The sequence below is a fragment of the Segnochrobactrum spirostomi genome (assembly GCF_009600605.1).
Taxonomy (GTDB): domain Bacteria; phylum Pseudomonadota; class Alphaproteobacteria; order Rhizobiales; family Segnochrobactraceae; genus Segnochrobactrum; species Segnochrobactrum spirostomi.
Genome location: NZ_VWNA01000001.1, coordinates 2,556,621 through 2,576,952, shown reverse-complemented (window position 1 = coordinate 2,576,952; position 20,332 = coordinate 2,556,621). Strand labels below are relative to the sequence as shown.

Here is a 20,332-nt window from a genome sequence, read left to right as displayed (position 1 = left end):
CCACTCAACGGAGGGGAGAACGACGCCTCCGGCCGACGACCCCGGCCCCGGCTCAGCCGCCGGTGGCGTCGCGCGGGTCGAAGGTGATGTTGACCTGCTGCCAGTCGTCGTACTTGTCCGGCGGCAGCATGTCGTAGGGCACGCAGCGCAGCACGGCGCGGCGGCCGCTCTCGGCGACGGCGCGGGCCATCGGCGCGTCGCCCATCTTCACGACGGAGACCGAGGCGACCATGCCGTTCTGGTTCAGCTTGACCTCGAGGCGCGCGGTCGAATCGCCCTGGTCCATGCCGCCCGGCGGCGGGTTCCAGCAGCTGTAGATCTTCGCCTTCAGCGCATCATATTCCGACTGGCTGAGCTTGCCCTTGCCCTGGCCGCGCGGGCTGCCGAGCGCGACCGGGTCCTTCGACGACGCGGTGCCGCCGCCGGACGGCGCAGCCTTGTTGAGCAGGGCCGCGATCTTGTCCGGGCTGAACTTGCTCTTGTCGTTCTGATCCGCCGTCTTCGCCGGCTGCTGCTGCGCCTTCTTCAGGGCGGCGGCGGCCGCGTCGGCGGCGCTCTCGCTCGGCGCGGGCTTCGGCGGCGGCGGCTTCTTCTGTGGCGGCGGGGGCGGCGGCGGCGTCGGGGCGGGCGCCTCCTCCTGCGGGGCCTCGGCGGGCGCCTCGGGCGTCGGCGGCGTCGGCTCCTGCTGGGGCGGCGGAGGCGGCGGCGGGGTCGCCTCCTTCGGCGGCGCCGGGGTCGGCTCGGCCGGGGGCGGCGGCGGGGGGGCCGCGTCGGGCTCGGCCGCGGTCTTCGTCGTCTCCGGGGTCGGCGGCGCCTGCTGCGGCGTCGTCGCGTTGCCGACGTCGTCGCCGGTGCGGTCCTTGTGCGCGGTGTCGAGCGGAGAGGCCTGCGGCACCTCCTTCAGGGGCGCCGTCTTGGAGCCCTTGTGGACGTTGGTCGTCTCCGAGATCGGCACGAGATCGACCGGCATCGCGTCGATGGGCGGCGCCGCGAGGGGTTCGGTGCGCGGCAAGCCGACGAGGATCCAGAGCAGGATCGCCGCGTGGCCGACCGTCGATGCGATGACACCGGGATCCCAACGCATCCCTTACGAGCCTTCGTCCCCCAGGGTCACCAGACCGATGTGACGGAAACCCGCCTCGTTGAGGCGGCCCATGACGCTCATGATGGTGCCGTAGTCCGCCGCCTTGTCACCGCGCACGAAGATGCGCTGCTCCTCGTCGCCGGTCTTGGCGATGGCCTGGAGCTTGGTGACGAGTTCGTCCGGCGTGACCTGGGTGTCGCTGTTGATGACGATGCTGCCGTCCGCCTTGATGTTGATGGTGATCGGCTGGGTGTCGCCTTCCATCGGCTTGGCACGGGAATTGGGCAGATCGATGGGCACGCCGACCGTGAGCAGCGGCGCCGACACCATGAAGACGATCAACAGCACCAGCATCACGTCGACGAGCGGCGTGACGTTGATGTCGCTCACCGGGCGGTTGCGGCGGCGCCTGCGTCGCCCCCCGCCGGTGTCTCCCATCGGTCCGATGCCAGCGCCCATGGTCGCTCCTCAGCGCCGCTCGTCGATCTGCCGCGACAGGATCGCGGAGAACTCGTCGGCGAAGGCCTCCATGCGGGATCCGAGATGGTTCACCTCGGCGGAGAGCTTGTTGTAGGCGATGACGGCCGGGATGGCGGCGACGAGGCCGAGCGCGGTCGCAAACAGCGCCTCGGCGATGCCCGGCGCCACGACCGCGAGGCTGGTGTTCTTCGAGGCCGCGATTGCCTGGAAGCTCGTCATGATGCCCCACACGGTGCCGAACAGGCCGATGAAGGGGCCGGCCGAGCCGACGGTGGCGAGCACTAAGAGGCGGCGTTCGAGCCGTTCCGTCTCCCGGGCGATGGTTACGTCCATCACGCGGTCGATGCGCTGGGCGAGGCTCGCGATCGCCGGCCGCTCGCCCTCGTGGCTGCGCTTCCATTCGCGCATCGCCGCGACGAACAGCGCGCCGAGGGCGGAATTGGTGCGCCCCGCGAGCGTTCGGTAGAGCTCCTCGAGGGATTGGCCGGACCAGAAGGCCTCCTCGAACTTGTTCATCTGCGAGCGGGTGCGGGTGATCAGGATCTGCTTGTCGATGATGATCGCCCAGCACCAGATCGAGGCGAACAGCAGGCCCAGCATCACCACCTTCACGATGATGGAAGCCTGCAGGAAGAGGCTGATGAGCGAGATGTCGGCGGAAGGGGCGGCGAGCGCCGTGCTCGCCACGTCAGCGGGATTCATGGTCCTGTCGACCTCGTCGCGGTTCGTCGGTGGCGTGCCGGCGCGTCCCGCCCCGTCGCGCCGACCCGTGGAAAGATGGCCGAGCCTCGAAGATATCCCCGCCCAGGGGGCCGGTGGCACCTGCCGAGCGGGACCGAGCTCCCCCGCGGCAGGACCCCGACCGTCCGTCGCCGCCCGAACCGCCTGCGGGATCGGCGGGCACCGGGAAAGCCTGATCGGGAATCGAGCCTGTGTTTCCTGTTAATCGTGTCGAAAGTTGGAAGGCAAAGGCAAGTCCCACGTGCGCAGGGCCGATCGAAGCCAACCGCAGCGGTGCTCGTCACGCGCCCGCGCCATCCTCCGGCGTCGAGGCGATCTGCGCCCTGAGCCCCGGCGGAATGCGTCGCGGGCGGCCGTCGCCACCAATCAGCGCGACCGTGACCCGCGCGGTCACCAGGACCGAGTCCTCCGTCTCGTCGCCGACCCGCAGCACCCGCTGGTCGATGGTGAATCGCGCGCCGCCCATCAAAGCCGGCACGGTCTCGACGATGAGGAGGTCGTCGATTCGCGCCGGCGCCAGAAATTCGAGCGCCATCGACCGCACCGCGAAGGCGAGCGGCTCGCCGTGTTCGCCGGCACCGAGCGCGGTATGCCCGACGCCGTGAAGGCGCAGGAAATCCGTCCGTCCCCGCTCCATGAAGCGCAGATAATTGGCGTGGTAGACGATGCCGGAAAAATCCGTGTCCTCGTAATAGACCCGAATCGGCAGGAGATGGCGCTGCCCGACGAGGAGTCCGGAGAGATCGGGCCACTCCCGCGACCATGCGTCGTTCATCGAGATCCTCCGATGGCGGGCCTGAGCGGCGCGGCCGACGAGACGGGGCTCATGGCATCGCAATGCGGCATGAGGGTGCCGGGGGGTGTCATTTGGGTTGGCCATGTGAGTTGGCCTTGTCGCCCGAGTGGGCCGCGGGATCAAGCGTCGCGCTCTTCGCTCTGCCTCTCGCCCGTCCCCTGGCCCGGCCGGCCGGCATCGAAACCGGGCCGCACCCCGGGCTTGACCGGCCGCGCGGCCTCCCGGAGCCTTCGCCGTGCGGGGCGGGAGCCGATTCGGCCGGCTCCGGCGCAGGAGGGCTTCGGATGGGATCGCAGAGCCAGCGGGGCGAAAGGTCGCGGGGCCGTGTGCGGACCGCCGTCGGCGCCCTCGCCGCCGTGCTCCTCCTGATGGGCCTCGGCGCGACCGAATCACGTGCGGCGCAATCCGCGGCCCCGGCCACCGGCGGCGACGTCGCCGATCCGACCTTGCCGACGCCGGACGTGAAGCCGTGGATGGCGCTCGCCTGGCCGCTGTCGGCGCGCGATCTCGCCGGCGCACCGGCGAAATATCTGTTCGGCCGCGTTCCCACCCCGTCGGGCGGCCCGACCGAGGCGATCGGCTTCTACGCCAAGGGCTGCCTCGCCGGCGCCGTGGCGCTACCCCTCGACGGGCCGGACTGGCAGGTGATGCGGCTCTCCCGCAACCGTCATTGGGGTACGCCGAACCTCGTATCCTACATCGAGCGGACCGCGGCGGCGGCGCGACAGACCGGCTGGCCGGGCCTTCTGGTGGGCGACATGTCGCAGCCGCGCGGCGGCCCGATGCCGACCGGCCACGCGAGCCACGAGATCGGCCTCGACGTCGACCTCTGGTACGACCCGATGCCGGCGCGGCGGCTGAGCGACGAGGAGCGGGAGACCCTGTCCGCGCGCTCGATGCTGATCCCCGGCACCCGGGATCTCGACCGCACCCGCTGGACGCCGGCGCTGTCGCAACTGATCCGCGTCGCCGCCTCGGACCCCGAGGTCGAGCGCATCTTCGTCCATCCGGCGATCAAGGCCGAGCTCTGCCGCTGGGCGACCGGCGACCGCACCTGGCTCGGCCGCGTGCGGGCCTATTGGGGCCACGACGATCATTTCCACGTCCGCCTCGCCTGCCCGCCCGGCATGGCCTCGTGCCAATCGCAGAAGCCGGTGCCGCCCGGCGACGGCTGTGGCCCCGAACTCGCCTGGTGGTTCACCGACGAGCCGTGGAAGCCGGCCCCGAAGAGCGACAAGCCGCCGCCCCCGCCGATGCTGCTCCCGGCGCTGCCGGCGGCATGCCAGACCGTCCTCACCGAGCCCGGCGCAGACCTCGCATCGCCCCGCTGATTCGGCCGGTCCGCGCAGCGCGGGACCGCGCCGGCTGAACGGGGGCGGGGCTGTGGATGCGCGGAGGCGCCCGGTGAGCGAAGCGGCTAAGGCCACACTGTCGCCCAATTTTTCCGGCCTGCCTGAAGCCCTCGGTGCGTGCGGATGCTGCGGGGTCAGACCGCTCGTCACGAACCTGCCAGCGTAAACCTTTCGGTAACGGGTCGAAGGTTCTATCCTGCGGGAGCGTTGCACCCACCGCAGCGTCCGATATCCATCCCGAGCTCGAAACGGCAGGAGACGATGCAGGTACGCACGCTGATCTTTTCGGGTCTTTTCAGCGCCCTTGTCGGAACTTGCCTTCCCGCCCTCTTCGTCAGCGGCCCCGCCTTCGCACAGGCAGCCGCTCCGGCCGCCGGGAAGGAGCCCACTCTTCTGAAGCAGAATGGCGATTGGGCCGCCTACAGCCATGGCAGCGGCGCTGCCAAGCAGTGCTTCGCGATGACCACGCCGAAGACCAAGTCGCCGGCGAATCTCAACCACGGCGACGTGTTCTTCTTCGTGTCGAACCGCCCGGCCGAGAACATCCGGATGGAGCCGAGCATCCTCGTCGGCTACAATTTCCAGGAAAATTCGAAGGTCGTCGTCGATATCGACGGGCAGAAGTTCAACCTCTTCACCAAGGGCGACGGCGCCTGGGTCGAGAGCGCGCCGCAGGAAGCGGCGCTGATCGCGGCCATGAAGAAGGGCAAGGCGATGAAGGTCGCCGGCACCTCCGGCCGCGGCAATCCGACGGGCTACACCTTCTCGCTGTCCGGCATCTCGGCGACGCTCGCCGATGTCGCCAAAGCGTGCCCCTGATCGAGGCTTGACCTCGAGAGGGTTGCGTCCCACGCGGGCCTGAAGCCGATCAGGTCGGGCTCGCATCGGGACCCGCGTTCGGATACACTCTCCCCGAACCCAAGGGGCGCGCACAGCCTGCGCGCCCCCTTTGCATTGTGACGGCCGCCGCACCGCCCGATCCGCTTCGCCTCGAAAAGGCCGCGACGGCGCGCTCGTCTTGTTGACGCGTCCGCACCGGCCGGCTCGGCGGTGCGAGCGGCGAGAACGGAACGACCATCATGGCGGTTGCCCTCGACATCGCCCGGCAGAACCCGAACGCCCCCGTGCTCGCGGCCGTCGCCGCGGTCCCGGCCGACGATCCGCGCCCGTCGCTGATCGGGCTGACGCGCGAGGAGATGGCCGAGGCCCTGATCGGCGCCGGCATCGCGCCGGCCCAAGCGCGCATGCGCGTCTCCCAGCTCTGGCATTGGCTCTATCACCGCGGCGTCACCGACTTCGCCGAGATGACGAACGTCGCCAAGGACCTGCGCGCGCGGCTCGCGGGCATCTTCACCCTCGCGCGGCCCGAGATCGTCGCCGAGCAGATCTCGACCGACGGCACGCGCAAGTGGCTGATGCGCTTTCCCGCGCGCGGCGCCGGCCGGCCGGTCGAGGTCGAGACGGTCTACATTCCCGAAGAGGGCCGCGGCACGCTGTGCGTCTCGAGCCAGGTCGGCTGCACGCTGACCTGCACGTTCTGCCACACCGGCACCCAGACCCTGGTGCGCAACCTCACCGCCGAGGAGATCGTCGCCCAGATCCTGGTCGCCCGCGACCGCCTCGGCGACCATCCCGGCGGCACCGCCCCGACCGATGGCGCGATGCCGAGCGAAGGCCGCGCGGTGACCAACATCGTCATGATGGGCATGGGCGAGCCGCTCTACAATTTCGACCACGTCAAGGCGGCGCTCGTCATCGCCTCGGACGGCGAGGGCATCGCCCTGTCGCGCCGGCGCATCACCCTCTCGACCTCGGGCGTGGTGCCGATGATCCACCGCGCCGGCGACGAGATCGGCGTGATGCTCGCGATCTCGCTCCATGCGGTGCGCGACGATCTGCGCGACGTCCTGGTGCCGCTCAACCGCAAATATCCGATCGCCGAGCTCCTCGAGGCCTGCCGGAATTATCCCGGGCTCTCGAACGCGCGGCGCATCACCTTCGAGTACGTGATGCTGAAGGGGGTCAACGATTCCCCCGCGGACGCGCGCGCCCTCGTCCGCCTCCTCAACGGCATTCCGGCGAAGATCAACCTGATCCCCTTCAATCCCTGGCCGGGCTCGCCCTACGAGTGCTCGGACTGGGAGACGATCGAAACCTTCGCCGATATCGTGAACAAGGCGGGCTACGCCTCGCCGATCCGCACGCCCCGTGGGCGCGACATCCTCGCCGCCTGTGGTCAGCTCAAGTCGGAAACGCAGCGCATGCGGGCACGCGAGCGGCTGGCGCTCGGCGCCATGGTGGCGGGAACGGCGGATTGACCGGGCTTCTCGGCTTTTTCTGGCAGATCGGGCTCGCGATCGCGGGCTTCGTCGCCGCGGCGATCGCGGCGGCCTTCGTGATCATCGTCGGGCTGCACGCGGCCCCCGCCTGGATCGTCGATTTCGGCATGATGGACGGATCGAGCGCGGCGGGCCCCTGGATGGCGCTCGACGGCGCCCACGGCGGCTCGACGATCGTCGCTGCCGTGATCTTCTCGACCTTCGTCGGCGCCTTCGCCTTCCTGCCCGCGCTCGCGGCGGTCGTGGTGGCCGAGACCTTCCGCATCCGCGGCTTCGTCTATTTCCTCGCGGTGGGCGTCGCGATCGCCGTCCTCGCCCGGGCGACCGGGTTCGGCCCGGACGTGCCGCCGGACGGCGTCGAGGCGTCACTGAAGCTCGTCTATGCCTCGCTGCTGCCGACCAACGATGCGGTGCTGGTGGCGGCCGGAGCCGCCGGCGGCCTCGTCTATTGGATCGTGGCGGGGCACCGCTCCGGCCGCTGGCGCGCCGCGCCGCAGCGCCCCGATCCGCAGGCCTGATCGCACCAGCGCCGATGTGATCCAAATGGGTCGCGCTCGCGCGACCTCTTCCGCGCGCTAGCGCCGCGCGGCGGCTCTGGCAGCGGTCGCCAGCGCGAGCAGGGCCTCCGTCGCGATCTCCGTGCCGATCGCCGCCTTGAGGCGCGATTGCACCACCGCTTCGTCGACCTTCGCCCCGGCCGCCTCGAGACGCGGCGTCGTCCACAGCGTCAGGATGCGGGCGACGGTGCCCTTCCGCTTGAAGAACACCGGCGGAACCATCCGCTCCACCGCCTGGGCCGCCGGCGTGCCGGCATCGACATTGAGCCGGGCCTTGGCGAGCGTGTGGATCTGACGCAGCGCCGCGGTGAGCACGGCGGACGGATGGGTCCCCGCTGCCGACAGCCGGGCGAGCTCGCGGTCGAGGGTCGCGACGTCCCCCGTCAGCGCCGCGTCGATGGCGTCGTCGAGGGCGAAGGCGCCAGTGTCGCCGACGATCGCCCGCACGTCCTCGAGGCCGACGCGCCCGGAGCCGGCGGCATAGAGGCACAGCTTCTCGACCTCCGAGCGGGAGAGGCGGCGATCGGAGCCGAGCAGAAGGTGCAGCGCGTGACGGGCGTCCTCGTCAACGGCGAGCTTGTGCGCCGCCGCCTCCTCGGAGATCAGCCGGTCGAGATCGGCGCCCGCGTCGGCATAGCAGGCGACGGCCGCGGCGAGGCGGTCGTCCTCCACCCGCTTGCGCAGGCCCGTTCCCTTCTTGAGATCGCCGGCCTCGACGATCACCACGGCGTCGCGCGGCGGGTCTTCGAGCACGGGCTTCACCGCCGGCTCGATCGATTTGGCGCCGACGTCGCGCACCCAGATGGTGCGCCGCCCGCCGAACAAGGCGACGGTGCGCGCCTCGTCGATCAGGCGGGCGGGATCGGAGGCGAGGTCGGACCCGTCGAGCCGGACGAGCGCGAACGGATCGTCGCTGTTGCCGGCGACCGCCTTGGCGAGCGCGGCGGCGCGCTCGGCGACGAGGCCGTGATCGGGCCCGAAGATCAGGACGAGGGGCGGCGTCCGCTCGGGATGCGCGACGAGCCGGTCGAACTCGCCGCCTTTGAGCGCGACCATCGCCGTGTCCTTATTTCACCGCCGGATGCGTCGCGAAGAAGGTGGCGAGGCGGATCCGCATGTCGTCCGCGACCGATTCGGCCGCGCGGTTCTCCGCGTCGATCTGGGCGCGGGTGTTGGCGAAGCGCTGGCTCGAGAAGGTGTAGGAGGCGTTGGCGAAGCTCGTGCCCGTGAGCAGGGTGCGGTTCGTCGCGATATCGATGAGGTAGAAGCTGACGTTGATCGTGAGCAGGATCTGCGTCGGCACCTGCGACATCGACTGGATGGCGACCGACGCGGTGCTCTCCGAGAGGATGAAGCGCAGGCGGTAGCGCGCGTGATCGTCCGCGTCGCCGCCGCCGGTGAAGTCGTACATCAGCGCGTTGCGCAGCACCTGCTGCACCCGGCCGGTCTGCTCGTCGACCTTGATCGCCTTGAACTCGCTCATGGTCGTGGCACCGCTCGTGCCCGGCATGGTGCCGTAGAGCGGTTGCACGGTGCAGCCGGCGAGGCCGAGCCCGCCGATGGCGAGGCCGCCCATAAGGACGGCGCGGCGCGACGGCATGGCGCCGCGGCGCCCGGTGATGTCATCCGACGACATTGACGATCCTCTGCGGCACCACGATCACCTTCTTGGGCGGCTTGCCGTCGAGATGACGGCGCACCTCGTCGAGCGCCAGCACCTGGCGTTCGATCTCGGCGGCGGTGGCGTCGCGATCGACGGTGATTTCCGCGCGCCGCTTTCCGTTCACCTGGATCGGCAGCACCACCCGGTCTTCAACGAGCAGATCGGGCTCGACCTTCGGCCACATCGACACCGCGATGAGGCTGTCGTGGCCGAGCGCGCGCCAGCATTCCTCGGCGAGGTGCGGCATCATCGGCGCCATGACGCGGACGAGGATCTCGAGACCCTCGCGCAGGCTCGCCGCCTTGGTGCCGTCCGCGTCCCGCTTCGTGGCGTCCTCTTTGGCGACGTCCTGCGCCGCCTTGGAGAGCACGTTGACGAACTCGTGGATGCGGGCGACGGCGCGGTTGAAGCCGAGCCCATCGATGTCCGCCTCGACCGCGGCGAGCGTGCGGTGCGACGCCTTGCGCACGTCGTCGGCCCCTGCGGGACGCTGCCGGCCGGCGGCAGCAGCGCGGCGGTCTCGGTGACGAGCCGCCAGACGCGCTGCACGAAGCGGTGCGCGCCCTGGGCGCCCTCCTCGGTCCAGATCACGTCGCGCTCGGGCGGCGAATCGGACAGCACGAACCAGCGCGCGGTGTCGGCGCCGAAGGTCTCGATGATGTCGGAGGGGTCGACGGTGTTCTTCTTCGACTTCGACATCTTCTCGATGGCGCCGATCTCGATCGGCGCACCGGTCGTCACGTGGGTCGCGGTGCGGACGCCGTTCTCCTCAACGATCCGCACCTCGGCCGGGTTCACCCAGTTGCCTTCGGCATCCTTGTAGGTCTCGTGGACCACCATGCCCTGGGTGAACAGGCCCTCGAACGGCTCCTCGATGCCGATGTGGCCGGTCGCCTTCATGGCGCGGACGAAGAAGCGCGAATAGAGCAGGTGCAGGATCGCGTGCTCGATGCCGCCGATGTACTGGTTGACCGGCAGCCATTCGTCCACCGCGGCGCGCTCCGTCGGCGCATCCGCCCACGGATCGGTGAAGCGGGCGAAGTACCACGACGAATCGACGAAGGTGTCCATCGTGTCGGTCTCGCGCCGGGCGGGACCGCCGCAGGACGGACAGGCGACGTGCTTCCAGGTCGGGTGGCGGTCGAGGGGATTGCCCGGCGTGTCGAAATCGACGTCCTCGGGCAGTTCGACCGGCAATTGCTCGACCGGCACCGGCACGACGCCGCACGCCTCGCAATGGATGACCGGGATCGGGCAGCCCCAATAACGCTGCCGCGAGATGCCCCAATCGCGCAGGCGATAATTGACCTGCCGCTTGCCCTGGGGCGCGCCGGCGACCTCGGTCGCCTCGAGCCTCTTGGCGACCGTCTCCTTCGCCTCCGGAACGGTCAGGCCGTCCAGGAAGTCGGAATTGAACAGGAGGCCGTCGTCGGTGAAGGCGACGTCGCCGACCGCGAAGGTCGCGGGATCGGCGTCGGCCGGCTTCACCACGGGGATGACCGGCAGGCCGTATTTGCGGGCGAAGTCGAGATCGCGCTGGTCGTGCGCCGGGCAGCCGAAGATGGCGCCCGTGCCGTACTCCATCAGGATGAAGTTCGCGACATAGACCGGCAGGGTGCGGCCCGGGATGAAGGGATGCGCGACCTCGAGGCCGGTCGGGTGACCCTTCTTCTCGGCGGTCTCGAGAACCGCCGCGCTGGTGCCCATGCGCCGGCTCTCGGCGACGAACTCGGCCAGCGCCGGGTCACGTTCGGCGAGCACCTTGGCGATCGGATGGTCCGGCGACAGGCCGACGAAGCTCGCCCCGAACAGCGTGTCGGGCCGGGTCGTGAAGACCTCGACGACCGGCTCGTTGCCCGGCGCCTCGCCGACGAACGGGAAGCGGACGCGCAGCCCTTCCGAGCGCCCGATCCAGTTCTTCTGCATCAGGCGCACCTTCTCCGGCCAGCGCTCCAGCCCGTCGAGGGCGGTCAGCAGCTCTTCGGAGAAGGCGGTGATGCGCAGGAACCACTGGGTCAGTTCGCGCTGCTCGACAAGCGCGCCCGACCGCCAGCCGCGGCCGTCGATGACCTGCTCGTTGGCGAGCACGGTCATGTCGACCGGGTCCCAATTGACCTTGGAGGTGCGGCGGAAGGCGAGGTCCGCCTTCAGGAAATCGAGGAACAGCCGCTGCTGGCGGTGATAATAGGCGACGTCGCAGGTCGCGAACTCGCGCTTCCAATCGAGCGACAGGCCCATCGACTTCAACTGGGCGCGCATCGAGGCGATGTTGGCGTAGGTCCACGATTTCGGATGAACCTTGTTCTGCATCGCGGCGTTCTCGGCCGGCATGCCGAAGGCGTCCCAGCCCATCGGATGCAGCACGTTGAAGCCGCGGGCGCGCTTGTAGCGCGCCACGACGTCGCCCATCGTGTAGTTGCGGACATGGCCCATGTGGATGCGCCCCGACGGGTAGGGGAACATCTCGAGCACGTAATAGCGCGGCCGCGGGTCGTCGTTCTTCGTGGTGAAGACGTCGTTGTCGGTCCAGGCGGCCTGCCAGCGGGCTTCTGCCTCGCGGGCGTTATAGCGCTCCGTCGTCATCGTGGGGATCGGTCCGGAAACTCGAGCATGAATGGGCATGCCGCCCGCACGCCCCGGGCGGAGGGGTGCGGCCGGCATCGTGATCGGGCGAGGCAAGGCGCGGCCGACGCCGCGAACCGGGACTGCGCCAGGTCGGACTGTCACCAGAAATCCCGGCTGCGGTCAATAAGTGGGGGCGGCGGGCGAAAAAGGGAAGCGGCCGGCGCGCACGCCGTTTATACCGACTTTATCGATTTATGCAGAGTTTCGGATAAACTCGCTATAAATGCCCTGGCCTACTGGGATGACATCATTGGATCCTGTGAGGAACCCTTACGCACCGGGTGCTGGAACTCCTCCGCCCGAACTTGCTGGACGGGGTCAGATTCTCCTCGACGCACGCACCGCTCTGCGCCGTGTTCAAGGTGGGAGGGCAGAGCGGAGCGTGATTCTCGTCGGTCTCAGAGGGGTCGGGAAGACGGTTCTCCTGGTCAAAATCAAGGAGATCGCTGACGATCTAGGCTTCAAGGCAGCGTTCATCGAGGCACAGGAGAACCGTAGCCTCGCCTCGCTGATCATTCCGATGCTGCGCTCGATCCTCCTGACGGTCGATTTCAGCGAGCGAGCGAGAGACGTCTCGAAGCGCGCCTTGCGTGTCCTGAAGAGCTTCATCGGTTCCGTCAAAATTTCGACGGGCGACATCGATTATGGCCTTACCATCAATCCGGAGGTCGGCGTTGCCGACAGCGGAGACCTGCAGGCCGATCTGAGCGACCTTATGGTCGCTGTCGGCGAAGCAGCCAAGGCTGCCGAAAAGGCCATCTGTGTCCTGATCGACGAGCTTCAATATGTGAACGAGGTCGAATTCAGCGCCCTCATCATGGCGATCCATCGGGTCAACCAGCTCAACCTTCCGATCATCGTCGTCGGCGCAGGGCTCCCGCAAATCCTGGCTCATGCCGGTTCAGCCAAATCCTACGCCGAGCGTCTCTTCCGCTTTCCACAGATCGGCGCGCTCGAGCCGACCGATGCCGTCGCGGCCCTCTCCAATCCCGCCGTCGAGGAGGGTGTCGAGTACGACGCCGACGCTCTCGAAGAGATTCTCAAAACCACGGAAAGATACCCCTACTTCATTCAGCAATGGGGCCACGATTCCTGGAACCATGCCAAGGGGACGACAATCTCTCTCGACGACGTTCGAGAAGCGACCAAGCGAGCGCTCGCCACGTTGGACGAAAGCTTCTTCAAGGTTCGATTCGACCGATGCACGCCTGCGGAGCGTCGCTATATGCGAGCGCTGGCGGAACTGGGACCTGGCCCGCACCGATCTGGCGATATCGCAGAAGCGCTCGGTACAAAATCGACGAGCGTGGCGCCGGTCCGCTCGAAATTGATCTCAAAGGGCATGATTTACTCGCCGCAACACGGCGATACGGCTTTCACGGTGCCGCTCTTCGACGCCTACATGCGTCGGATCATTCCGACCTTCGACGTCATCAGCACCGATGGCACCTAACGAGGCGTACGTTATGGAACAGACGACAACATCCTCGCTGACCACCCCCGCCGAGCGCCTCGCCGCGATCCGCAGCCGCATCGCCCATGCCGAGCGGGCGGCCGGGCGTCCCGTGGGCGCGACGACCCTCGTCGCGGTGTCGAAGACCTTTCCGGCCGAAGACGCCGCCGCCCTGATCGCCCTCGGGCACCGGGTGTTCGGCGAGAACCGGGTGCAGGAGGCGAAGGCGAAATTCCCCGCCCTCAAGGCCGCGACGCCCGATCTCGAACTGCATCTGATCGGGCCGCTGCAATCGAACAAGGCCCGCGAGGCGGTCGCCCTGTTCGACGTCATCCACACCATCGACCGGGAGAAGATCGCCAGCGCGATCGCCGAGGAGATCGCCCGTGCCGGGCGGGCGCCGAAGCTGCTGGTTCAGGTCAACACCGGCGAGGAGCCGCAGAAGGCCGGCATCGCGCCGCGCGAGGCCGAGGCCTTCGTGCAGCGCTGCCGCGATACCTTCGGGCTTTCGATCGCCGGGTTGATGTGCATTCCCCCGCCGAGGAGGCGCCGGGTCCCCATTTCGCGCTGCTGCGCAAGATCGGCGAGGCGTGCGGGCTGCCGTGGCTGTCGATGGGGATGTCGTCCGATTTCGAAATCGCGGTCGGCTTCGGCGCGACCCACGTGCGGGTCGGCAGCGCCCTGTTCGGCGGCCGCTCCTATCCCGAGCCGGCTGAAGCCGCGGGCTGAGGCCGCCCCCCGCATCCCGTGCTTCGACGCCGCGATCTCAGCGCCGCTCCAGCGCGAGCCGGAGGCCGAAGGCGAGGAAGATGCCGCCGGTCACCCGGTCGAGCGCCGTCGCCACCGCAGGCCGGGAGAGCCAGCGGGCGAGCGGCCGGGTCGCGGCGACGAGGACGACGAACCAGACCATGCCCATGGTCACGTGCAGGCCCGCGAGCAGGACGCTGAACGGCACCACGGGCACGCCGGCCGGCACGAATTGCGGCAGGAACGTCACGTAGAACACCCCGACCTTGGGATTGAGCAGGTTGGTCAGGAGCCCGCGCAGGAAGGCGGTGCGGCGGGAGGACCCCTCCTCCGTCGCCACGGCCTCCCCGCTCGTCACGAGGCCGTCGCGGCGCGGCCGCAGGATCATCCGAGCGCCGAGGACGACGAGATAGACAGCGCCGGCGATGCGCACCGCATCATAGGCGAGTTGGGAAGCGGCGAGGAGCGCGCCGAGCCCGGCTGAGGCGGCGAGCCCCCAGACGAGCACGCCGGCGGAGACGCCGAGGCCGGCGAGCAGCGCCGAGCGCGCCCCGTCCACCGCCGCGGTGCGGACGACGAGGGCGGTGTCGAGCCCTGGCGTGATCGTGAGCAGCCCGGCCGCCACGGTGAAGGCCAGAAGCGGTGCGAGAATGATAGAATGATCGAGCATGACGAGCCCTATGCCGGCGCCCTCGCGCGGCGGGAAACGCGGTCTTAACCGTTCGCTTACCATGCCGGCGGAATAAAAGGACCAGCGCCGGTTCGTCGGCTGAGGAGGTCGGACCGTGCTTCGTGGCTTCCGCATCAGATCCGCAATCGCGGCCTTCGCGACGCTCGCCGTCGCGTCCGGCGCGAGCGCCCCCGCGCGCGCCGAGGCGACCCGCATCGGCGGCGTCTACGGCGTGCTGTTCTCGGGCATCCCCATCGCCCGGGCGACCTTCTCCCTCGTCATCGACGGCGACGCTTATTCGCTCAAGATCAAGATGCGCCCGGCCGCCGTCGGGCGGGCCGTCTCGTCCGGCACGGTCGATGCGGAGGCCGCCGGCTGGTACAAGAACGGCGCCATCATCCCGGCCCGCTTCACCGCCCATTCGGAGGACGAGGAGGACATCTCCAACGTCCAGATGCTGCTCGGCGACGGCGCGGTCCAGCAATCAGCCGCCTCACCAGCCTTGAGCGACGCGCCCGACCGCGTTCCGCTAACCTCTGCCGACCTCAAGGGCGGCATTCTCGATCCCGCGAGCGCAGCTCTCCTCAGCCTCGCGCGCCCCGACGACGTCGGCACCAAGGCGGTGTGTGATCAGGACATCAAGGTGTTCGACGGCTGGACGCGCTTCAACATTCCGCTGAGCTACCGATCGACCGAGACCGTGGAAACGCCGTCCTACAAGGGCACGGTCGTCAATTGCGCGGCGCGCTGGGTGCCGGTTGCCGGCCACCGCCCGAACAAGAAGACCGTCGTGTTCATGAAGAACAACAAGCGGATCGGTATTTCCTACGCCGCGATCGGCCGCTCCGGACTGATGGTGCCGTTCCGGGTGACCGTCGGCACGCTCTACGGCACGCTCACCCTCGTCGCCGAAGACATCAAGGCGACCGGCCCGCTCGCCCAGACCGCCAGCAACTGAGCCCCAATCGATAAGCCGGCAAAGGACGTCCGTGACTGTCAAGCCGCGGCGTCGGACGGACGGCGCTCGCGGCGCGTTTCGACCTTGGTCTCCTCCGCCTTCATCTCGGCCGCCGTGCGGTCGAACACCTGGCGGAGCTGGCGGCGGATCGCCTGCTGGCCCGACGCCGAGGTGATCTTCTGCTCGGTCAGATCGTTGACGTAGAACACGTCGACGACCCGCTCGCCGAACGTCGCGATGTGGGCGGAGGCGATGTTGAGGGCGAGGTTCGAGAGCGTCCGGGTGATGTCGTAGAGGAGGCCCGGCCGGTCGAGGCCGGAGACCTCGACGACGGTGAAGCGGTCGGACGAACTGTTGTCGACGATGACCTCGGTCTCGACCGTGAAGGGCTTCGGCCCGGGCTTAGCAGCAACCTTGCGGGCGATCCGCTCGGGCAGTGCCTCGGTGCCGATGAGAGCGCGCTCGATGAGATCGGTGATGCGGCCGGCGCGGCGCATCTCGTCGTCCTCGGCGGGAAATTCCCGGGAGATCGCGATCGAATCGAGGGCGAGACCGTCGGTCGTCGTGAAGATCTGGGCATCGACGATGTTGGCGCCGGCGACCGTGCAGGCCCCGGCGATCACCGAGAGCAGGCGCGGGTGGTCCGGCGCGAGCACGGTGATGATCGTGATGTCGTGGCGCGCCCGGGTCTCGACGGCGGTGGCGAGGCGGGATTCGAGACGGTCGGCTTCGCGCACCAGCCCGGCATGGGCGATCTTGGTCGGCAGATCGACGCGCAGCCAATAAGGCGGGAAATGCCGCTCCATATAGGCGGCGAGCTCGGCCGGGTCCCAATCGTAGAGGGCGGCCGAAAGCTCGGCCTTGGCGTGCTTGACCTCCTCGGCGCGGGTACGCCGGGTGTGGCCGCCGGCGATCAGCGGCTCCGCCTCGTAATAGAGGGTGCGCAGGAGCTGCGCCTTCCAGCCGTTCCACACCCCGGGCCCGACCGCCTTGATGTCGCAGACGGTGAGAATGAGCAGCATCTTCAGCCGCTCCGGGCTCTGCACCAGGGCGGCGAAGTCGGCGATGGTCTTCGGGTCCGACAGGTCGCGCGACTGGGCCACCATGCTCATGACGAGATGGTGCTCGACAAGCCAGGCGACCGTCTCGGTCTCCGCCGGGGTCAGTCCGAAGCGGGGACCGAGCCGGCGGGCGATACGGGCGCCGGCGATGGAATGGTCCTCGGGCCGGCCCTTGGCGATGTCGTGGAGGAAGAGGGCGATATAGAGGGTACGGCGGCTCTGCACGGAGCCGATGATTTCGGTGACGAGAGGGTGCTCGTCCTTGCGCTCGCCGCGCTCCAGGTCCCACAGCACGCCGATGCAGCGCAGCAGGTGCTCGTCCACCGTGTAATGGTGGTACATGTTGAACTGCATCATCGCCACCACGCGCCCGAAATCGGGCACGAAGCGGCCGAGCAGCCCGACCTCGTTCATCCGCCGCAGCACGATCTCCGGCTCACGGCGGGAGGTCAGGATGTCGACGAAGAGCTTGTTCGCCTCCGGGTTCTCCCTGAGCGTCGCATCGACGAGCTTGAGCGAGCGGCGGGCGAGCCGCATGGCGTCCGGATGGAAGGCGAGGCCGCGGCGGGCGGCGACGTCGAACAGGCGGATGAGATTGACCGGATCGCGGGCGAACACGCCGTCGTCGGCGACGTTGATGCGATCGTGCTCGACGACGAAGGCGCCGCCGTCCGGCAGCGCCGTGCGCGGCGCGCGGCGGATGGCGCCGAGGAAGCGGTTGAGCCGCGGCGTCTTCTTGACCTGCTCGGCTTCGAGAGCGTTGCAGAAGATCAGGGTCAGGTCGCCGACGTCCTTGGCGACCAGGAAATAGTGCTTCATGAAGCGCTCGACGTCCTTCAGCCCCGGATGGCTGACATAGCCGAGGCGCAACGCGATCTCGCGCTGGATGTCGAACGACAGCCGCTCCTCGGGGCGGCCGGTCACGAAATGCATGTGGCAGCGTACCGCCCACAGGAAGTCTTCCGCCTTGCGGAACAGCGTCAGCTCGGACTTCGAAAAGACGCCGCGCTCGACGAAATCCGCCCGCTCGCGGACCCGGTAGACATATTGGGCGATCCAGAACAGCGTGTGGAGGTCGCGCAGGCCGCCCTTGCCGTCCTTGACGTTCGGCTCGACCAGATAGCGGGAGCGGCCCTGGCGGCGATGGCGCTCGTCGCGCTCGGCGAGCTTGGCGGCGACGAACTCGGACGCGGTGCCGTCCACGACCTCCTTGTCAAAGCGGCGTTCGAGATCCGCGAACATGTCCTCGGAGCCCCACAGGAAGCGGGCCTCCAGGATGGCGGTGCGGATCGTCATGTCGCCGCGCGAGAGGCGGATGCACTCGTCCACGGTGCGCGTGGCGTGGCCGACTTTGAGGCCGAGGTCCCACAGGGCGTAGAGCACGAACTCGACGACCGTCTCGGTCCACGGCGTCTGCTTGTAGGCGAGGATGAAGAGGAGATCGACGTCGGAGCCCGGCGCCAGGGTGCCGCGGCCGTAGCCGCCGACCGCCACGAGCGCCACGCGCTCGGCCTTCGACGGATTGCCCATGCGGTTGACGTGGCGCACCGCGACGTCGGCGAGGACGCGGATGATGACGTCCTGCACATAAGCGAGGCGCTCGGCGCAGGCGATGCCACGCCCCTCCTCGAGCAGGATGTCCTCGGCGCGTTTCAGTGCGGCCTGCCGGGTGCGGCGCAGGCAGGCGACGAGATCGGGGCGGAAGGCCGCCGGGTCGCGGCCCGCCACGATCGCCGCGATTTCGGTGCGGAGGGCGTCTTCGTCGATCAGCTCGGCGGAGCGGAGCGGTTGCTTCAGCATGCGCGGGTCGTGTCCGGGCCGCCGTCGGGCGACCGCTTCGGTCCAAGAGTGAGCCGCGCAGCGCGCGGGGATAAGCTCCAGCTATTAAACCGTGACGCGCTTGCGTGCCACTGCCCTGTCCAGGACGGGCGCCGCGCGCCGGCGGAGCCGCCAGCCGGACGCGTGCGGGGTCAGGCGGCGAGTTCGGCGATCAGCGCATTGAGGACGAGCCGGCCCTGGGGCGTCGCGACGAGGCGGCCGTCGGCGCGCGGCACGAGCAGACCCGCGGCCTCGAGCGCCGCGCGCCGCTCCGCGCTGACCGGGCTGCCGCCCTCGGCGGCGTGGCGGGCCGGATCGACCCCCTCGGTGAGCCGCATGCCCATCAGCAGAACCTCGTCTGCCCGCTCCGCGGGGCTCAGCCGCGTCTGTTCGACGAGGCCGTGGCCCTCCGCCTCGACCTGCGCCAGCCAGCGCTCGGGATGGCGGTCGGTGGCGGTCGCGATCCAGCCGTCCGGTCCGCGCACGCGGCCGTGGGCGCCGGGTCCGACCCCGACATAGGCCCCGCCACGCCAGTAGACGAGATTGTGGCGGCTCTCCGCGCCCGGCCGGGCGTGGTTGGAGACCTCGTAGGCCGGCAGGCCGTGGGCCTCGCAAACCTCCTGGGTGATCTCGTAGAGCGCCGCCGCTGTGTCGTCGTCGGGCATCGCGAGCTTGCCGGCGGCATGGAGCCCGGCATAGGCGGTGCCCGGCTCGATGGTCAGCTCGTAGAGCGACAAATGCTCGCCGGCGAGGGCGAGGCCACGGGCGAGTTCGGCGCGCCAATCGTCGGCGCTCTGGCCCGGCCGCGCATAGATGAGGTCGAACGAAGAGCGCTCGAAGGTGCGCTGGGCGACGGCGATCGCGGCGAGCGCCTGCTCGGCGTCGTGGAGGCGGCCGAGCGCCTTCAACGAGACGTCGTCGAGGGCCTGAACGCCGAGCGAGACGCGGTTCACGCCGGCGGTTCGATAGCCGGCAAAGCGTCCCGCCTCGACGCTCGACGGGTTGGCCTCGAGCGTGACCTCGGCCCCCGGCGCGACGGTCCACGTCGCCGCCACCGCGTCGAGGAGAGCGGCCACGGTCTCGGGCTTCATCAGCGAGGGCGTGCCGCCGCCGAGAAAGATCGAGGTGACGACGCGGTCGGGCGCCATGCGGCCGGCATGGGCGATCTCGGCCGCGAACGCCTTCGCGAAGCGCGGCTCATCGATGCCCTGGTGGCGGACGTGGCTGTTGAAGTCGCAATAGGGGCACTTGGCCGCGCAGAACGGCCAATGCAGATAGACGCCGAAGCCGGGATCGTCGGACGCGGTCATGAGCACAAATCCCGGCGCGGCCGCTCTCAGCGCGCCACGAGGCAGGCGGCGGCGAACGCCTTGAACGCGCGCGCCCGGTGGGACAGGCCGCCCTCGCCGTTCGGGCCGATGCCGTGCTTCTCCTCGCCGTTCATCTCGCCGAAGGTGCGGTCGAGGCCGTCGGGCAGGAACATCGGATCGTAGCCGAAGCCGAGCTCGCCGCGCGGCGGCCAGACGAGCGTGCCGTGGACCTCGCCGCGGAAGAGTTCGGTGTGGCCGTCCGGCCAGGCGAGGCAGAGCACGGCGACGAAGTGCGCCTTGCGCGCCTCGGGCGTGGTCGCGCCGACCTTCTGCATCTCCTCTTCGACATTGCGCATGGCGCGGGCGAAATCGCGGTCCGCCCCCGCCCAGCGCGCCGAATAGATGCCCGGGGCGCCGCCGAGCGCATCGACGGCGAGGCCGGAATCGTCGGCGAGCGAGGGCAGGCCGGACGCCGTCGCGGCGGCGAGCGCCTTGAGGCGGGCATTGCCCTCGAACGTCGTCTCGGTCTCTTCGGGCTCCGGGAGGTCGAGCTCGCCCGCCGACACCGTCTCGATGCCGTAGGGCGCGACGAGCATGCGGATCTCGAAGATCTTGCCCTTGTTGTGGCTCGCCACGACCAAGCGCGGCTCGGTCAGCTTGCGGGTCATGTCGTGGTCC

16 protein-coding genes and 2 pseudogenes are annotated in these 20,332 nt (G+C 69.4%); 7 read left to right on the top strand and 11 right to left on the bottom strand.

Features of this window, described 5'->3' with window-relative positions:
* Window positions 1-52: 52 nt before the first annotated feature.
* The 4 genes from tolA to F0357_RS11600 all read right to left on the bottom strand — a co-directional run bounded on the left by tolA (window position 53) and on the right by F0357_RS11600 (window position 3,080).
* Window positions 53-1,084, bottom strand: a complete 1,032-nt coding sequence (tolA, locus tag F0357_RS11615; RefSeq protein ID WP_153481472.1) for a cell envelope integrity protein TolA — start codon at window positions 1,082-1,084, stop codon at window positions 53-55.
* Window positions 1,085-1,087: 3 nt separating this feature from the next.
* Entirely contained in the window at window positions 1,088-1,543 is a 456-nt protein-coding gene (gene tolR / locus F0357_RS11610) for a protein TolR (RefSeq protein ID WP_153481470.1), read from the bottom strand.
* A gap of 9 nt (window positions 1,544-1,552) precedes the next feature.
* Window positions 1,553-2,266: a protein TolQ gene (tolQ, locus tag F0357_RS11605; RefSeq protein WP_153481468.1), complete on the bottom strand. Its 714-nt coding sequence runs from the start codon at window positions 2,264-2,266 to the stop codon at window positions 1,553-1,555.
* 319 nt (window positions 2,267-2,585) lie between these two features.
* Window positions 2,586-3,080, bottom strand: coding sequence for a tol-pal system-associated acyl-CoA thioesterase (locus F0357_RS11600; protein WP_153481465.1), 495 nt, complete (start codon window positions 3,078-3,080; stop codon window positions 2,586-2,588).
* A 494-nt stretch (window positions 3,081-3,574) separates the two neighbouring features.
* On the opposite strand from F0357_RS11600, the gene mepA reads away from it, so the two are divergent.
* From mepA to F0357_RS11580, 4 genes are all read left to right on the top strand, one after another.
* Complete coding sequence (mepA, locus tag F0357_RS11595; protein ID WP_153486746.1) at window positions 3,575-4,432, top strand: penicillin-insensitive murein endopeptidase; 858 nt, start codon at window positions 3,575-3,577, stop codon at window positions 4,430-4,432.
* Between the two features lie 282 nt (window positions 4,433-4,714).
* A complete protein-coding gene (locus F0357_RS11590) occupies window positions 4,715-5,272 on the top strand; it encodes an invasion associated locus B family protein (protein ID WP_246161439.1) in 558 nt (185 codons plus the stop codon).
* A 260-nt stretch (window positions 5,273-5,532) separates the two neighbouring features.
* A complete protein-coding gene (gene rlmN / locus F0357_RS11585; protein ID WP_153481457.1) occupies window positions 5,533-6,771 on the top strand; it encodes a dual-specificity RNA methyltransferase RlmN in 1,239 nt (412 codons plus the stop codon).
* Window positions 6,768-7,310: a hypothetical protein gene (locus F0357_RS11580; protein ID WP_153481453.1), complete on the top strand. Its 543-nt coding sequence runs from the start codon at window positions 6,768-6,770 to the stop codon at window positions 7,308-7,310. The genes rlmN and F0357_RS11580 overlap by 4 nt, the downstream gene beginning before the upstream one ends.
* Window positions 7,311-7,367: 57 nt before the next feature.
* Here the strand turns inward: F0357_RS11580 and holA are convergent, their stop codons facing one another.
* From holA to leuS, 3 genes and pseudogenes are all read right to left on the bottom strand, one after another.
* A complete protein-coding gene (gene holA / locus F0357_RS11575; RefSeq protein WP_153481450.1) occupies window positions 7,368-8,405 on the bottom strand; it encodes a DNA polymerase III subunit delta in 1,038 nt (345 codons plus the stop codon).
* A gap of 10 nt (window positions 8,406-8,415) precedes the next feature.
* On the bottom strand, window positions 8,416-8,985 hold the full coding sequence (gene lptE, locus F0357_RS11570; RefSeq protein ID WP_208948300.1) for an LPS assembly lipoprotein LptE: 570 nt from the start codon (window positions 8,983-8,985) through the stop codon (window positions 8,416-8,418).
* A pseudogene (leuS, locus tag F0357_RS11565) lies at window positions 8,972-11,595 on the bottom strand (leucine--tRNA ligase). The gene lptE and the pseudogene leuS overlap by 14 nt, the downstream one beginning before the upstream one ends.
* A 265-nt stretch (window positions 11,596-11,860) precedes the next feature.
* On the opposite strand from leuS, the gene F0357_RS11560 reads away from it, so the two are divergent.
* Together F0357_RS11560 and F0357_RS11555 are read left to right on the top strand one after the other, a co-directional pair.
* The gene (locus tag F0357_RS11560; protein WP_312861551.1) at window positions 11,861-13,090 is read left to right on the top strand and encodes a DUF8462 domain-containing protein; all 1,230 of its coding nucleotides are present in this window, start codon (window positions 11,861-11,863) and stop codon (window positions 13,088-13,090) included.
* A 13-nt stretch (window positions 13,091-13,103) separates the two neighbouring features.
* Window positions 13,104-13,819: pseudogene (locus F0357_RS11555) on the top strand (YggS family pyridoxal phosphate-dependent enzyme).
* Between the two features lie 37 nt (window positions 13,820-13,856).
* Here F0357_RS11555 and F0357_RS11550 read toward each other — a convergent pair.
* A complete protein-coding gene (locus tag F0357_RS11550) occupies window positions 13,857-14,507 on the bottom strand; it encodes a LysE family translocator (RefSeq protein ID WP_153481447.1) in 651 nt (216 codons plus the stop codon).
* 115 nt (window positions 14,508-14,622) lie between these two features.
* On the opposite strand from F0357_RS11550, the gene F0357_RS11545 reads away from it, so the two are divergent.
* The gene (locus tag F0357_RS11545) at window positions 14,623-15,465 is read left to right on the top strand and encodes a DUF3108 domain-containing protein (protein WP_153481446.1); all 843 of its coding nucleotides are present in this window, start codon (window positions 14,623-14,625) and stop codon (window positions 15,463-15,465) included.
* Window positions 15,466-15,503: 38 nt separating this feature from the next.
* Here F0357_RS11545 and F0357_RS11540 read toward each other — a convergent pair whose 3' ends face one another.
* The 3 genes from F0357_RS11540 to rdgB all read right to left on the bottom strand — a co-directional run bounded on the left by F0357_RS11540 (window position 15,504) and on the right by rdgB (window position 20,322).
* Window positions 15,504-18,326 carry a [protein-PII] uridylyltransferase gene (locus F0357_RS11540; protein WP_153481445.1) on the bottom strand — a complete coding sequence of 941 codons (2,823 nt, stop codon included), beginning with the start codon at window positions 18,324-18,326 and terminating at the stop codon, window positions 15,504-15,506.
* 170 nt (window positions 18,327-18,496) lie between these two features.
* Window positions 18,497-19,654, bottom strand: a complete 1,158-nt coding sequence (gene hemW, locus F0357_RS11535) for a radical SAM family heme chaperone HemW (RefSeq protein WP_153481443.1) — start codon at window positions 19,652-19,654, stop codon at window positions 18,497-18,499.
* A 26-nt stretch (window positions 19,655-19,680) separates the two neighbouring features.
* Entirely contained in the window at window positions 19,681-20,322 is a 642-nt protein-coding gene (rdgB, locus tag F0357_RS11530) for an RdgB/HAM1 family non-canonical purine NTP pyrophosphatase (protein ID WP_153481441.1), read from the bottom strand.
* Window positions 20,323-20,332 lie beyond the last annotated feature (10 nt).

Bases quoted from the DNA above. Each gene is read 5' to 3' on its own strand.
- tolA (WP_153481472.1), bottom strand. From the start codon at position 1,084: ATGCGTTGGGATCCCGGTGTCATCGCATCGACGGTCGGCCACGCGGCG.
- tolR (WP_153481470.1), bottom strand. From the start codon at position 1,543: ATGGGCGCTGGCATCGGACCGATGGGAGACACCGGCGGGGGGCGACGC.
- tolQ (WP_153481468.1), bottom strand. From the start codon at position 2,266: ATGAATCCCGCTGACGTGGCGAGCACGGCGCTCGCCGCCCCTTCCGCC.
- F0357_RS11600 (WP_153481465.1), bottom strand. From the start codon at position 3,080: ATGAACGACGCATGGTCGCGGGAGTGGCCCGATCTCTCCGGACTCCTC.
- mepA (WP_153486746.1), top strand. From the start codon at position 3,575: ATGGCGCTCGCCTGGCCGCTGTCGGCGCGCGATCTCGCCGGCGCACCG.
- F0357_RS11590 (WP_246161439.1), top strand. From the start codon at position 4,715: ATGCAGGTACGCACGCTGATCTTTTCGGGTCTTTTCAGCGCCCTTGTC.
- rlmN (WP_153481457.1), top strand. From the start codon at position 5,533: ATGGCGGTTGCCCTCGACATCGCCCGGCAGAACCCGAACGCCCCCGTG.
- holA (WP_153481450.1), bottom strand. From the start codon at position 8,405: ATGGTCGCGCTCAAAGGCGGCGAGTTCGACCGGCTCGTCGCGCATCCC.
- lptE (WP_208948300.1), bottom strand. From the start codon at position 8,985: ATGTCGTCGGATGACATCACCGGGCGCCGCGGCGCCATGCCGTCGCGC.
- F0357_RS11560 (WP_312861551.1), top strand. From the start codon at position 11,861: ATGCCCTGGCCTACTGGGATGACATCATTGGATCCTGTGAGGAACCCT.
- F0357_RS11550 (WP_153481447.1), bottom strand. From the start codon at position 14,507: ATGCTCGATCATTCTATCATTCTCGCACCGCTTCTGGCCTTCACCGTG.
- F0357_RS11540 (WP_153481445.1), bottom strand. From the start codon at position 18,326: ATGCTGAAGCAACCGCTCCGCTCCGCCGAGCTGATCGACGAAGACGCC.
- hemW (WP_153481443.1), bottom strand. From the start codon at position 19,654: ATGACCGCGTCCGACGATCCCGGCTTCGGCGTCTATCTGCATTGGCCG.
- rdgB (WP_153481441.1), bottom strand. From the start codon at position 20,322: ATGACCCGCAAGCTGACCGAGCCGCGCTTGGTCGTGGCGAGCCACAAC.